The organism is Streptomyces sp. DI166 (assembly GCF_900091315.1).
Taxonomy (GTDB): domain Bacteria; phylum Actinomycetota; class Actinomycetes; order Streptomycetales; family Streptomycetaceae; genus Streptomyces; species Streptomyces fuscus.
On sequence record NZ_FLSP01000021.1, the window covers coordinates 1 to 12,654 of the forward strand.

Annotated in this window: 12 protein-coding genes and 1 pseudogene; 3 read left to right on the forward strand and 10 right to left on the reverse strand. The window is 72.3% G+C overall.

Translation table 11 applies throughout. From position 1 onward, the window contains the following. The first annotated feature begins 146 nt into the window (after window positions 1-146). Complete coding sequence (locus GA0115233_RS12970) at window positions 147-1,313, forward strand: class I SAM-dependent methyltransferase (RefSeq protein WP_176711759.1); 1,167 nt, start codon at window positions 147-149, stop codon at window positions 1,311-1,313. Between the two features lie 22 nt (window positions 1,314-1,335). On the opposite strand, the gene GA0115233_RS12975 is transcribed toward GA0115233_RS12970, so the two are convergent. The 5 genes from GA0115233_RS12975 to GA0115233_RS12995 form a co-directional block, all read right to left on the reverse strand. Next, entirely contained in the window at window positions 1,336-2,595 is a 1,260-nt protein-coding gene (locus tag GA0115233_RS12975) for an RNA polymerase sigma factor (protein WP_093720356.1), read from the reverse strand. Between the two features lie 44 nt (window positions 2,596-2,639). Continuing rightward, window positions 2,640-2,996: a YciI family protein gene (locus tag GA0115233_RS12980; RefSeq protein WP_093720357.1), complete on the reverse strand. Its 357-nt coding sequence runs from the start codon at window positions 2,994-2,996 to the stop codon at window positions 2,640-2,642. A gap of 114 nt (window positions 2,997-3,110) precedes the next feature. Next, window positions 3,111-4,154: an LCP family protein gene (locus GA0115233_RS12985; RefSeq protein ID WP_250743983.1), complete on the reverse strand. Its 1,044-nt coding sequence runs from the start codon at window positions 4,152-4,154 to the stop codon at window positions 3,111-3,113. A 73-nt stretch (window positions 4,155-4,227) separates the two neighbouring features. After that, window positions 4,228-5,604 carry an endo-1,4-beta-xylanase gene (locus GA0115233_RS12990; protein ID WP_176711760.1) on the reverse strand — a complete coding sequence of 459 codons (1,377 nt, stop codon included), beginning with the start codon at window positions 5,602-5,604 and terminating at the stop codon, window positions 4,228-4,230. 90 nt (window positions 5,605-5,694) lie between these two features. Beyond that, complete coding sequence (locus tag GA0115233_RS12995; RefSeq protein WP_093720359.1) at window positions 5,695-6,759, reverse strand: LacI family DNA-binding transcriptional regulator; 1,065 nt, start codon at window positions 6,757-6,759, stop codon at window positions 5,695-5,697. A 122-nt stretch (window positions 6,760-6,881) separates the two neighbouring features. On the opposite strand from GA0115233_RS12995, the gene GA0115233_RS13000 reads away from it, so the two are divergent. Then, window positions 6,882-9,176 carry a beta-xylosidase/alpha-l-arabinosidase gene (locus tag GA0115233_RS13000; RefSeq protein ID WP_093720360.1) on the forward strand — a complete coding sequence of 765 codons (2,295 nt, stop codon included), beginning with the start codon at window positions 6,882-6,884 and terminating at the stop codon, window positions 9,174-9,176. Window positions 9,177-9,218: 42 nt separating this feature from the next. Here GA0115233_RS13000 and GA0115233_RS13005 read toward each other — a convergent pair whose 3' ends face one another. The 4 genes from GA0115233_RS13005 to tsaB are packed head-to-tail and all read right to left on the reverse strand — an operon-like array spanning window position 9,219 to window position 11,698. Further along, the gene (locus GA0115233_RS13005; RefSeq protein ID WP_093720361.1) at window positions 9,219-9,476 is read right to left on the reverse strand and encodes a hypothetical protein; all 258 of its coding nucleotides are present in this window, start codon (window positions 9,474-9,476) and stop codon (window positions 9,219-9,221) included. Further along, window positions 9,473-10,558, reverse strand: coding sequence for a tRNA (adenosine(37)-N6)-threonylcarbamoyltransferase complex transferase subunit TsaD (gene tsaD / locus GA0115233_RS13010; RefSeq protein ID WP_093720362.1), 1,086 nt, complete (start codon window positions 10,556-10,558; stop codon window positions 9,473-9,475). The genes GA0115233_RS13005 and tsaD overlap by 4 nt, the downstream gene beginning before the upstream one ends. Then, the gene (rimI, locus tag GA0115233_RS13015) at window positions 10,551-11,024 is read right to left on the reverse strand and encodes a ribosomal protein S18-alanine N-acetyltransferase (RefSeq protein WP_093720430.1); all 474 of its coding nucleotides are present in this window, start codon (window positions 11,022-11,024) and stop codon (window positions 10,551-10,553) included. The genes tsaD and rimI overlap by 8 nt, the downstream gene beginning before the upstream one ends. A 17-nt stretch (window positions 11,025-11,041) precedes the next feature. Next, window positions 11,042-11,698, reverse strand: a complete 657-nt coding sequence (gene tsaB, locus GA0115233_RS13020; RefSeq protein ID WP_093720363.1) for a tRNA (adenosine(37)-N6)-threonylcarbamoyltransferase complex dimerization subunit type 1 TsaB — start codon at window positions 11,696-11,698, stop codon at window positions 11,042-11,044. Window positions 11,699-11,808: 110 nt separating this feature from the next. Here tsaB and GA0115233_RS13025 point away from each other — a divergent pair. Then, window positions 11,809-12,362: pseudogene (locus GA0115233_RS13025) on the forward strand (hypothetical protein). 14 nt (window positions 12,363-12,376) lie between these two features. Here the strand turns inward: GA0115233_RS13025 and GA0115233_RS40995 are convergent. Continuing rightward, window positions 12,377-12,535, reverse strand: coding sequence for a hypothetical protein (locus tag GA0115233_RS40995; RefSeq protein WP_176711761.1), 159 nt, complete (start codon window positions 12,533-12,535; stop codon window positions 12,377-12,379). Between the last annotated feature and the right edge of the window lie 119 nt (window positions 12,536-12,654).

The window sequence follows — 12,654 nt, forward strand, 5'->3', positions numbered from 1 at the left end:
CGCACGCGCATCGCCCAACGCGCCCGGTTTTTATCATTTTGTACTACTGCTCGCATGGAGTCGGATCCTCCCAGGCGGCCCCGCCGATCCCGGGCCGACACCGCCACGGCGGGCGTCCGGTCCACCGACTGGCCCACAATGAGCCGGTGAACGACCTCGCTCCCCTCCTCACCCCCGAGGGCCGCGCCCTCCTCGACGCCGTGCGCGGCACCGCGCCCGCCGACGAACTCGCCGTCGCCACCCGGCTGCGCCGCGACCACCCCGCCGAGCTGGTGTCGGCGGCGCTCGGACAGGCCCGGCTGCGGCAGCGGGCGGTGGCGAAGTTCGGGGCGGAGGACGCCGCGCGGATGTTCTTCACGCCGAACGGGGTAGAGCAGTCGACGCGGGCGAGCGTGGCGGCGTACCGGGCGGGGCGGTTGCGGGAGCTGGGGGTCTCCTCGGTGGCCGACCTGTGCTGCGGGATCGGCGGTGACGCGATCGCGCTGGCGCGGGCCGGGATCCGGGTGCTGGCCGTCGACCGGGACCCGCTGACGGCCGCGGCCGCCCGTGCCAACGCCGAGGCGCTGGGGCTCACCGACCTCATCGAGGTGCGCGAGGCGGATGTGACGGAGGTCGACACCTCCGGGTACGACGCGGTCTTCGTGGACCCGGCCCGGCGCTCGTCGGGGCGCGGCCGGATCTTCGACCCGGAGGCGTACTCGCCGCCCCTGTCCTGGGCGGTGGAGGCGGCGCTGAAGGCACCCCGCGCCGCCGCTCTGAAGATCGCCCCCGGCATCCCGCACGAGGCGGTCCCCGCCGAGGCCGAGGCGGAGTGGATCTCCGACGGCGGGGATGTGAAGGAGGCAGTGCTCTGGTTCGGCACCGCACCCGGCACGGTCCGCGCGACCCTGCTGCCCGGCCCGCGCACCCTGGTCTCCCGGGGCCTGCCCAACCCCGAAGTCCGCCCCGTCGCCCGCTACTTGTACGAGCCCGACGGCGCCGTCATCCGCTCCCACCTGGTCGCCGAGGTCGCCGAGGAACTCGACGGCGGCCTGATCGACCCGACCATCGCCTACGTCACCGCCGACACCCTGCGCCCCACTCCCTACGCCACGGTCTACGAGATCACCGACCGGCTCCCCTTCAACGTGAAGAGGCTGAAGGCCCTCCTCCGGGAACGCGAGGTGGGCACCCTCACGGTCAAGAAGCGCGGCTCGGCGGTGGAACCGGAGGAACTGCGCAGGAAGGTCAAGCCGCAGGGGCCGAACGCGGCGACAGTCTTCCTGACCAGGGTGGCGGGGGCCCCGACGATGCTGCTCGGCCACCCGGCCTGAGCACGCCGGGCACCGCCGCGCCTCAGGTCTCCCGCGCCCTGCGCAGCAGCATCTCGCGCTCCCGTGCGTTCCGGGTCAGCGCCGCCGCCCGTACGAGCTCCGACCGGGCCTCCTCCGTGCGGCCCAGGCGTCGCAGGAGGTCGGCCCGGACACTGGGGAGCAAGTGGTAGTCGCGGAGGGCGGGGTCGTCGCCGAGGGCGTCGACCATGGCCAGGGCGGGCACCGGGCCCTCGGTCATCGACACCGCCACCGCCCGGTTGAGTTCGACCACCGGGGAGGGGGCCCGGGCCGCCAGCAACGCGTACAGGGTCGCGATGCTCTGCCAGTCCGTCTCCTCGTAACGGTACGCGTGGGCGTGGCAGGCGGCGATGGCCGCCTGGAGGGTGTAGCGGCCGGGCGGGGCGCCCGCGGTGGTGGCCTCGGCGCGGGAGAGGGCCTTGATGCCGCGGGCGATCAGCATGCGGTTCCAGCGGCGGCGGTCCTGGTCCTTCAACAGGACCGGCTCGCCGTCGGGGCCGGTGCGGGCGGCGGCGCGGGACGCCTGGAACTCCAGGAGCGAGGTCAGGCCGTGGACCTCCGGCTCCTTCGGCATTAGCGCGGACAGGACGCGGGCCAGGCGCAGGGCGTCCTCGCAGAGGGACGGCCGCAGCCAGTCGTCGCCGGCCGTGGCGGCGTACCCCTCGTTGAAGATCAGGTAGATGACGTCCAGGACGGAGCCGAGGCGGGCCTCGCGGTCGGGGCCGTAGGGGACCTCGAAGGCGACGTTGCGGCGGGCGAGGGTGCGTTTGGCGCGGACGATGCGCTGGGCGACCGTCGGTTCGGGGACCAGGAAGGCGCGGGCGATCTCGGTGGTGGTCAGGCCACCGAGCAGGCGCAGGGTGAGGGCGGTACGGGCCTCGGTGGACAGCACCGGGTGGCAGGCGGTGAAGACCAGGCGGAGCAGGTCGTCGTCGATGTCACCGGGCCCGGAGGGCTCCTCCGGCGGCACCGCCTCGGACAGGTCGCGGCCGAGTTCGGCGAGCTTGCGGGCGTAGTTCTCGCGGCGCCGGATCAGGTCGACGGCCCGGTGCCGTGCGGTGGTCATCAGCCAGGCACCGGGGTTGTCCGGCACCCCGTCCCTCGGCCACTGCTCCAGCGCCGCGACCAGGGCGTCCTGCGCCAGCTCCTCGGCGAGTCCGACGTCCCGCACGATCCGGGCGACGGCGGCGACGATCCTCGGCGACTCGATCCGGAAGACGGTCTCGACGGCGCCCCGCGGGTCGGGGGTGGGCTGTGCTGTCACAGCCCACCATGCAACACCCCTCGGCCCCGGTCGGCCAAGGACGCTCAGCCCTCGGCGATCTCCCGCACCTCGCAGGTGACCGTCCAGTGCGGCTCGTGGACCTTCAGGAACCGCCTGGTCCACTCGATCGCCTCGGCCCGGTCCTTGCACTGCATGATCGCGTAACCGCCGATGACCTCCTTGGCCTCGGTGAACGGGCCGTCCGTGACCGTGGTGTCACCGCCCTCGTAGTGGACCTGGACGCCCTGGGCGCTGGGGGTGAGACCGGCGGTGTCGAGCAGCACCCCGGCCTTCGTCATCTCCTCGATCAGCTCCCCCATCCGCCGCATCAGCTCCTCGCTGGGGCCCTCGGCGGGGGCGGTCCGCTCGTCGATCTTCACCAGGGACAGATAGCGGGGCACGGTGACTCCTCGTGTGTGCGGCGGCCGGGTCCTTCCCGGCCTCTCACCCCTGCGTCGAACGGGGACGGCCCGGATCGACACCCCCGCGGAAAATTTCTGAGCCCCGTCCTTCGTTCAGCGCAGCGACTCCCACAGCTCGCCCGCCTCCGGCTCGTCGGCCACCACCCGGTTGGGGTCGGACGGCGCCGGTACGACCGGCATGGTCACGGTGGTCACCGCGTCCGCCGACAGGCCGCCCAGGCTGCGCCCGAGCCGGGTCAGCTCGGTCAGGGAGTCCAGGCCGGTGTCGGTGGTGAGGCTGCCGGTGACCGCGTCGGCGACCCGGTACAGCTTGGCCGGGTCGGTGAGCAGGTCGGTCGCCGAGACCTGCTCCAGCAGGGCCTTCACAAGCTGCTGCTGGAGCTCTATGCGGCCCAGATCGCTGCCGTCGCCTATGCCGTGCCGGGTGCGGGCGAGGGCCAGGGCCTGCTTGCCGTCGAGATGGTGGGTGCCGGCCTCCAGGGTGAGGTGGCTGTCCTCGTCGTCGATGTCCTCCTCGGTGGTGACGGTGACCCCGCCGAGCGCGTCCACCAGCTTCGCGAAGCCCGCGAAGTCGATCTCGATGTAGTGGTCCATGCGCACCCCGGTGACCGACTCGACCGTCTTCACCGCGCACACCGGCCCGCCCACCGAATAGGCGCTGTTGAACATGGAGTTGTAGGCAATCGCGGTCGAACCGCCGTCCTCAAGCGGGCAGGACGGACGCGTGACCAGGGTGTCGCGCGGAATGCTCACCACCGTCGCCGTGGACCGGCCGGGGTCCAGGTGCACCACCATCGCCGTGTCGGAGCGCCCGCCCTCGCTGTCCCCTCCGCCGAGCGCCCGGTTCTCGGCGCCGCTGCGCGTGTCGGAGCCCAGCACCAGGATGTTCAGCGCCTCGGTGGGCAGTTCCTCGGCGGACGCCGTGGGCGTCGGTGTCGCCTTCAGCGGCCGGTCGTCGCCGAGCGCGCTGTTGATGTCGACGCTCTTGATGTTGTCGTTGAGCTGCCAGTACGCCCAGCCGGCCGCCCCCACGGCCAGGACCAGCGCACCCGCGAGGGTGAGGCCGGCGATCCTGAGCGCTCTGGATCGCCGGCCCGCTCGCCTGCCCTCGTCCCCGTTCGTCAAGTCTGCGGTCACCCGGAGAACGTAAGTCCGAATTGTTAGGACGAGGTCAGCGCGTGGATATTTTCTTGAGAAATTCTCAGATTTCTCAGCCCAGGGTCACCACGGGCACCGGATTGCTGCCGCTCCACGTCCCGTTGAACCCGAACGTCACCGAACCCCCGTCCGGCACAGTCCCGTTGTAGGAGGCGTTGGAGCAAGTCACCGTCGCGCCGGACTGGTTGCAGGTCGCGTTCCAGGCCTGGGTGATCTGCTGGCCGGCCCCGTAGCTCCAGCCGACCTTCCACGACGACAGCGCGGCCCCGTCGCAGGCGATCCTCACCTGCCCGGTGAACCCGGTGTTCCACTGGTTCACGACGCTGTACGTCGCCGTGCAGGCGTCCGTCGGCGGAGTGGTCGTACCGCCGAGGGCCTCCGCGATGGCGTGGTACGCCGGTTTCGGCGCGTAGTTCTCGTCGTACGGCGTCGCCGCGCCCTGCCCGGGGAAGGTATCCGGGATCCAGGAGTCGGAGTCGGTGAAGCCCCACACCGTGACGCCCGCGCAACGGTCCACGGCCACACAGGCGTTGACGACCTGCCGGTACTCGGCGGCCTGCTGGGCGAGTTCGGCGCTGTCGGCGGGGAGGTCGATCCGGATGTCCAGCTCGGTGATGGCCACGTCCACGCCGAGGTCGGCGAAGCGCTGGATGTTCTGCTGGAGCGTGGACGGCACCTGGCCCAGGATGAGGTGGGCCTGGAGACCGACGCCGTCGATCGGGACGCCGCGCGCCTTGAGATCCCTGACCAGGTTGTACAGGGCGGTGGACTTCGCGTTGACACCCTCGACGTTGTAGTCGTTGATGTAGAGCTTGGCGCTCGGGTCGGCGGCGCGGGCGGCGGTCAGCGCCTCGGCGATGTAGTCGGCGCCGAGGCCGTTGTACCAGAGGGTCTGGCGGTAGGTGCCGTCCTCGTTGAACGGCTCGTTCACCACGTCCCAGGTGGCCAGGCGGCCCCGGTAGCGGCCGACCTCGGTGGCGATGTGGTCGGTCATCAGCCGCCGCAGTTCGGCGGCGGTCCAGGTGCCGTTGGTCAGCCAGTCGGGGTTCTGGCTGTGCCAGACCAGGGTGTGGCCGCGTACCTGCTGGCCGTTCGCCTCGGCGAAGTCGACGATCCGGTCGGCCTCGGCCCAGTCGAAACTGCCGCGGGCGGGCTCGACGGAGGCCCACTTCATGGCGTTGCCGGGGGTCAGCGCGTTGAACTCACGGGCGGCGATCTCCCCGTAGGTGCCGGTGAGTTTGGAGCCGGTGACCGCGGTGCCGATCACCTTTCCCTTGGCGTCGGCGAGGTCGCGCAGGGGTTCGTCGGCGGCGTGCGCGGCGGGTGCCGATAACAGCAGCCCGCCGAGCAGCGCGAAGCCGGTGAGAGCGCCGGTGAGGACACGGGTGACGCGGGAAGCCGGGGTGGAGCCCGTTCTCAGAGATCTCATTGCGGGTGCCTCCGAAAGTTTCGGTCGTGCAACCGACAGGCTTCGGGAAGTGTGGGGGTCACACAGAGCACCCGTCAATACACGGATCTCTCACTTCACGGGCGGCACCGCCGTACTGCTGCGCACCACCAGGCTCGTGGCCAGCTCCACCCGGGTGGCCGCCGGATCCCCGTCCGCCTTGGCCAGGTCCAGCACCAGCCGGGCCGCCGCCTCGGCCATCTCGGTCAGCGGCTGCCGTACGGTCGTCAGCGGCGGCCCCACCCAGCGGGCGACCGGCAGGTCGTCGAAACCGACCACGCTGAGGTCCTCCGGGATGCGCAGGCCCAGTTCGCGCGCCGCCTCGTACAGGCCGAGCGCCTGGAGGTCGTTGCCGGCGAAGACGGCCGTCGGCCGGTCCGGGCCGCGCAGCAGCCTCAGGCCCTCCTTGTAGCCGGTCTCGTGGTGGAAGTCGCCGGGCCGGATCAGCGCGGGGTCCACGGGCAGTTCCGCCGTCTCCAGGGCCGCCCGGTAGCCGTCGATCCGGGCCCGGCTGCACATCATCCGGGACGGTCCGGTGATGGCGCCGATCCGGGTGTGGCCCAGCTCCACCAGGTGCCGGGTGGCGGCGAGGCCGCCCTGCCAGTTGGTGGCGCCGATGGAGGGCACGTCGGTGCCGGGGTCACCCGCCGGGTCCATCACCACGAACGGAATGGAGCGGCTGGTGAGCAGGGCGCGCTGGGACTCGTCCAGGCCCGAGAGCACCAGGATCACACCGTGCGGGCGGCGGGCGGCGACCTGGTCGGCCCAGGTCCGGCCGGGGGTGAGGCGGCCCATGCTCTCGCTGAGCACCACGCTCAGACCGGCGTCCCGGGCGACGTTCTCCACCCCCCGGATGACCTCCATCGCCCACGCGCTCTCCAGCTCGTGGAAGACCAGGTCGATCAGGGGCGAACGGCTCGCCTCGGCGCGGCGGCGGCGGTAGCCGTGGGCGCGCAGCAGTTCCTCGACACGGCTGCGGGTCGCCGGGGCGACATCGGCCCTGCCGTTGAGGACCTTCGAAACAGTCGGCGCCGAGACGCCGGCCTCGCGGGCGATCTCGGCGAGGGTCGCGGTCTGCGCGGAACGACCTTTCGCACGGGCTGTCGTCCGGGTTTCAGCGGGCTCGGAGGGTGTCATGGCGGCGATCGTATCCCTGCACCCCCTCTTGACGAACCCTTCTCACCGCGCCTAGGTTCCCGGAACATTCGAGGTGAATAGCGAAACATTCGTGAGAGGCCATCCGCCCCGACAGGAGTTTCATGACCACCGCCCCCTGGCGCGACCCCGCACTGCCCGCCTCCGCCCGCGTCGACGACCTGCTCTCCCGGATGACCCTTCAGGAGAAGACCGCCCAGCTCTACGGCGTGTGGGTGGGCTCGTCGACGGACGGCGGCGGGGTCGCCCCGCTGCAACGCGAGATGACCGCCGACTACGACTGGGACGAGCTGATCACCCACGGCCTGGGCCAGCTCACCCGCCCCTTCGGCACCGCCCCCGTGGACCCGGTGAAGGGCGCGCTGGCCCTGGCCCGCACCCAGCGGCAGATCACCGCCGCCGGACGCTTCGGCATCCCCGCCGTCGCCCACGAGGAGTGCCTGGCCGGGTTCACCACCTGGCAGGCCACCGCCTACCCGGTACCCCTGGCCTGGGGAGCGACCTTCGACGCCCCGCTCGTCGAGGAGATGGCCCGCAGGATCGGCGCGGACATGCGCTCGGTCGGCGTCCACCAGGGCCTCGCGCCCGTCCTGGACGTCGTACGCGACCCGCGCTGGGGCCGTGTCGAGGAGACCATCGGCGAGGACCCGTACCTGACCGGCACCATCGGCACCGCCTATGTGCGGGGCCTGGAGTCGGCCGGGGTGATCGCCACGCTCAAGCACTTCGCCGGGTACGCCTCCTCCGCGGGCGCCCGCAACCTGGCGCCCGTCCGGGCCGGGACGCGCGAGTTCGCCGATGTGACCCTGCTGCCCTTCGAGATGGCGCTGCGCGAGGGCGGGGCGCGCAGTGTGATGGCCGCCTACACCGAGACCGACGGTGTGCCCGCCTCCGCCGACCCCTGGCTGCTCACCGAACTCCTGCGGGACGAATGGGGGTTCACCGGCACGGTCGTCGCCGACTACTTCGGCATCGGCTTCCTGCGCTCACTGCACCGGGTCACGGGCACCGACACCGAGTCGGCGCACGCGGCGCTGCGGGCCGGCATCGACGTGGAGCTGCCCACGCTGAAGTGCTACGGCCAGCCGCTCGTGGACGCGATCCACGCGGGCGAGATCCCGGAGGAACTGGTCGACCGTGCGGTCAGGCGGGTGCTGATCCAGAAGTGCGAACTGGGCCTGCTCGACGAGGACTGGGACCCGGAGCCCACCGAGCGCATCGACCTCGACTCCACCGTCGCGCGCGGCCTGGCCCGGCGGCTGGCGGAGGAGTCGGTGGTGCTGCTGGACAACCCCGACGGAGTGCTGCCGCTGGCTCCGGACACCCGGATCGCCGTCGTCGGCCCGCGCGCGGCGGACGCCCTGGCGATGCTCGGCTGCTACTCCTTCCCGTCCCATGTCCTCACCCATCACCCGGGTGTCCCCATGGGCATCGAGATCCCGACCGTCCTGGAGGCGCTGCGCACCGAACTCCCGGACGCCAAAGTGACGTTCGCCGAGGGCTGCGGGGTCGCCGAGCCGGACACCGCGGGCTTCGAGGAGGCGGTGGCGCGGGCGTCCGAGGCGGATGTGTGCCTGGCGGTCCTGGGCGACCGGGCGGGCCTGTTCGGGCGCGGTACGTCGGGCGAGGGCTGCGACGTGTCCGACCTCCGACTGCCGGGCGTGCAGGGCGAGTTGCTGGACGCGCTGGTCGCGACCGGGGTCCCGGTCGTGCTGGTCCTCCTCACCGGCCGCCCCTACGCCCTGGGCCGCTGGCAGGGCCGCCTCGGCGCGGTCGTCCAGGCGTTCTTCCCGGGCGAGGAGGGCGGCCCGGCGATCGCGGGCGTGCTCTCCGGCCGGGTCAACCCCTCCGGACGGCTCCCGGTGAGCGTGCCGAAGGAGCCGGGCGGCCAGCCGTGGACGTACCTCCAGCCGCCGCTGGGCCTGGCGGCCGAGGTCAGCAACCTGGACCCGACCCCGCTGTACGCCTTCGGGCACGGCCGCTCGTACACGGACTTCGCCTGGGAGTCCGACGCGGCGGACGCGGAGATCGGCACGGACGGCTCGTACGACCTGTCCGTGACCGTCCGCAACACCGGTGACCGCGCGGGCGCGGAGGTCGTGCAGCTCTACCTGCACGACCCGGTGGCCACGGTGACCCGGCCCGACGTCCGGCTGGTCGGCTACCAGCGCGTGGAGTTGTCCCCCGGTGAGTCCCGCCGGGTCACCTTCCACTTCCACACGGACCTGTCGGCCTTCACCAACCGCGCGAACGAGAAGGTCGTCGAACCCGGCGTACTGGAACTGCGCGTGGGCCCGTCCAGCGCGGAGGCCCGCCACACCACCCGCCTGACCCTGACCGGCCCGGTCCGGACCCTGGGTCCGGACCGGCGGCTGATCTGCGGGTCGGAGGTGTCGTAGAGCCGCGGTGACCGGGGGAGGAGAGTGGCCGGGGGCTGGTTCTCAGTCCTCGGCCACTGCCTCGAACCGCCAGCGGTGCACCGGGCGGGAGACCAACTCCGTGTCCGGGTCCGGCAGATCGGGCAGGTCGGCGTCGAAGTCGGCGTCCCACCAGGTGATCACCAGGACCCGGTCCTCCGGGGCCCGGAAGGTCTCCCGGCGCAGCGGGGTCCCGGCGAGGGACTGACGGCGGGCCCAGTCCACCAGTTCCGCGCCCCGGCCCTCGGCCGCCCGCGCCTCCCACATCAGCGCGACCGTCATGAGTACAGGTTCTCCTTGCTGACCTCGTGCACGTGGTCGTGGCCGGGGACGTGGGTGTCGGTCACCGGCAGGGAGGAGTCGGCGGACAGGTCCCAGCTGGAGGCGGACCGGTTGCGGGCGACCATCTCCGCGCCGAGGGCGGCGACCATCGCGCCGTTGTCCGTGCACAGCTTGGGGCGCGGCACGCGCAGCCGGATACCGGCCGTCTCGCAGCGCTCCTGGGCCAGCGCCCGCAGCCGCGAGTTGGCTGCGACGCCGCCGCCGATCATCAGGTGGTCGACGCCCTCGTCCTTGCAGGCCCGCACCGCCTTGCGGGTGAGCACGTCCACGACCGCCTCCTGGAAGGACGCCGCCACATCACGCACCGGCACCTCCTCCCCCGCCGCCCGCCTGGCCTCGATCCAGCGGGCCACGGCGGTCTTCAGACCGGAGAAGGAGAAGTCGTAGGCGGGGTCACGGGGACCGGTCAGCCCGCGCGGGAAGGCGATGGCGTTCGGGTCGCCCTCGCGCGCGTACCGGTCGATGACCGGGCCGCCGGGGAAGCCGAGGTTCAGCACGCGGGCGATCTTGTCGAAGGCCTCACCGGCCGCGTCGTCGATGGTGGCACCCATCGGGCGGACGTCGGAGGTGATGTCCGAGGACAGCAGCAGCGACGAGTGCCCGCCGCTGACCAGCAGTGCCATCGTCGGCTCGGGCAGCGGGCCGTGCTCCAGCTGGTCCACGCAGATGTGCGAGGCGAGGTGGTTCACGCCGTAGAGGGGCTTGCCGAGCGCGTAGGCGTACGCCTTCGCCGCCGAGACCCCGACCAGCAGCGCCCCGGCGAGGCCGGGACCAGCGGTGACGGCGATGCCGTCCAGGTCCCGTGCCGAGACCCCCGCCTCCTTCAGCGCGCGGTCAATGGTCGGCACCATGGCCTCAAGGTGGGCCCGGGAGGCGACCTCCGGCACCACACCGCCGAAGCGGGCGTGCTCGTCGACGCTGGAGGCGACGGCGTCGGCCAGCAGGGTCGTCCCGCGGACGATGCCGACGCCGGTCTCGTCGCAGGAGGTCTCGATCCCCAGCACCAGGGGTTCGTCAGCCATGGATCTCGGTTCCTTGCACTGAGGTCGAAGGGTCGTTCAGACGCATCACGAGCGCGTCCACATTGCCGGGCTGGTAGTAGCCGCGCCGGAAGCCGATGGCCTCGAAGCCGTAGCGCTCGTACAGCTTCTGGGCGCGGATGTTGTCCACACGGCACTCCAGCATCACTTCGGCGCACTCGAAGGCGGTGGCCGCGCGCAGCAGTTCGGTCAGCAGCCGCCCGCCGAGGCCGGTGCCCCAGTGGTCGCGGGCGACGGCGATGGTCTGGATGTCGGCGAGGTCCCCGGAGGCGGCGAGCCCCGCGTATCCGACGATCCGGCCGTCCTCCTCCGCCACCACGTACCGCCGGGTCGCCGCCGGACCGCGCGCGTGGGCCAGCTCGGACCAGAACATCCCCCGGGACCAGGCGTCCTCCGGGAAGAGGTCCTTCTCCAGCTCCAGCACGGGATCGATGTCCCACCAGCGCATCTCGCGCAGCACCGCTGTCACTTCGGGGTGACCACCTTGTAGTTCTTGGGGACCTGGGCGTCGGGCCTGCGCAGGTACAGCGGTCTGGGCGCGGGCAGTTCCTCCCCGGCCGCCAGCCGCTCGGCGGCCAGCGCGGCGAGGGCGGAGGCGGAGACGTGCTCGGGCTCGTGGACGCTCGGGAAGGTCTCCGGGTACAGCAGCGCGCCCGCGCCGACCGCGGGGAGTCCGGCGACCCGGTCGGCGATCTCGGCGGGACGGTCGACCGCGGGGTCCGTCAGGCGGGTGCGGGAGTCGGCGTAGGTGGCCCAGTAGACCTCCTTGCGCCGGGCGTCGGTGGCCACGACGAAGGGGCCCTTGTCGATGTCGGCGGCGTAGGCGAGCGCGTCGAGCGTGCACACACCGTGCACGGGCACGCCGAGCGCGAGGCCGAAGGTGTCGGCGGTCATCAGACCGACCCGCAGACCGGTGTACGGACCGGGGCCGGTCCCCACGACCACGGCGGTGACGGCGTCGAGCTTCAGTCCCGCCTCGGCGAGCAGCCGGTCGACGGCCGGCAGGAGCAGCTCGCCGTGCCGGCGGGCGTCCACCTGACTGGAGGAGGCGAGGACTTCCCTGCCGTCGTGCAGGGCGACGGTGACGGAGGGGGTGGCGGTATCCAGAGCGAGCAAGAGCACGCGAACAGCCTACGGCTCCCCGCGCCGGGGCATCACCGCACGGGAGGAACGGTCACCGACTGCTACCGTCGCCGGGTAGCACGACGTACGGGCGAAGAGGTGGGCGACGGGTGGCAGGCAACAGCTCCGGGATCGTGGCCGGGCTCACCACGGCGGCGCTGGTGACGGTGGGTTTCCTGGCGTACCAGGCCTCGGAGAACGTGCCCGCCGACCTCGGGCGGCAGGCGGGGGACGCCGCCCCGGTGGTGGCCGCGTCCAAGGCACCGCGGGACCGGAACCACCCACCGCGCTGCCCTCCGGGTCCGGCACGGGTGAACGGGTCGTCTACTCCCTGGACGACGACCGGGTGTGGCTGGTCGGCAAGGGCGACAAGGTCAGGCGCACCTTCAAGGTCACCCCCGGCTCGGTCAACCCGGCGCCCGGCGAGTACCGGGTGACGTCCCGCTCGAACAAGGTCAAGGGCACCGACGGCGTCCCCGTCGAGCATGTGGTCCGCTTCGCCAGCGTCGGCGGCGTGGCCATCGGCTTCAGCGCGGCGGTGGACAACACTCCCCCGGACCCGGACGGCCCCTCCCTCACGGGCGGCATCCGCGAGTCCCGCAAGGACGGGGCGGCGATGTGGTCGTTCGCGACGATCGGCCACAAGGTGGTCGTGATCCGCTAGTGATCCGCCGGGGCTCAGGCCGCCTTGGGCTCCTGGGCCCGCTCCGGCACGACCCTGGGTTCCGGTGCGCGCGGTGGGGTCGATACGGCGGTCGCAGCGGCGGACGCCGCGAGCAGGTCGCGCATGGACACCGGGGGCAGCGGGCGCGGTGCGTCGCCTTCCGTGACCGACATGGTCGCCTCCTGGAAGCCGGGGGCGGACGTAGTTAGGCACACCTAACTACGGGCTGGGTACCATGTGACCACGCCCGGTGCGGCGAACGCAATATTTTGCCGACGTCTTGTCGGAAACG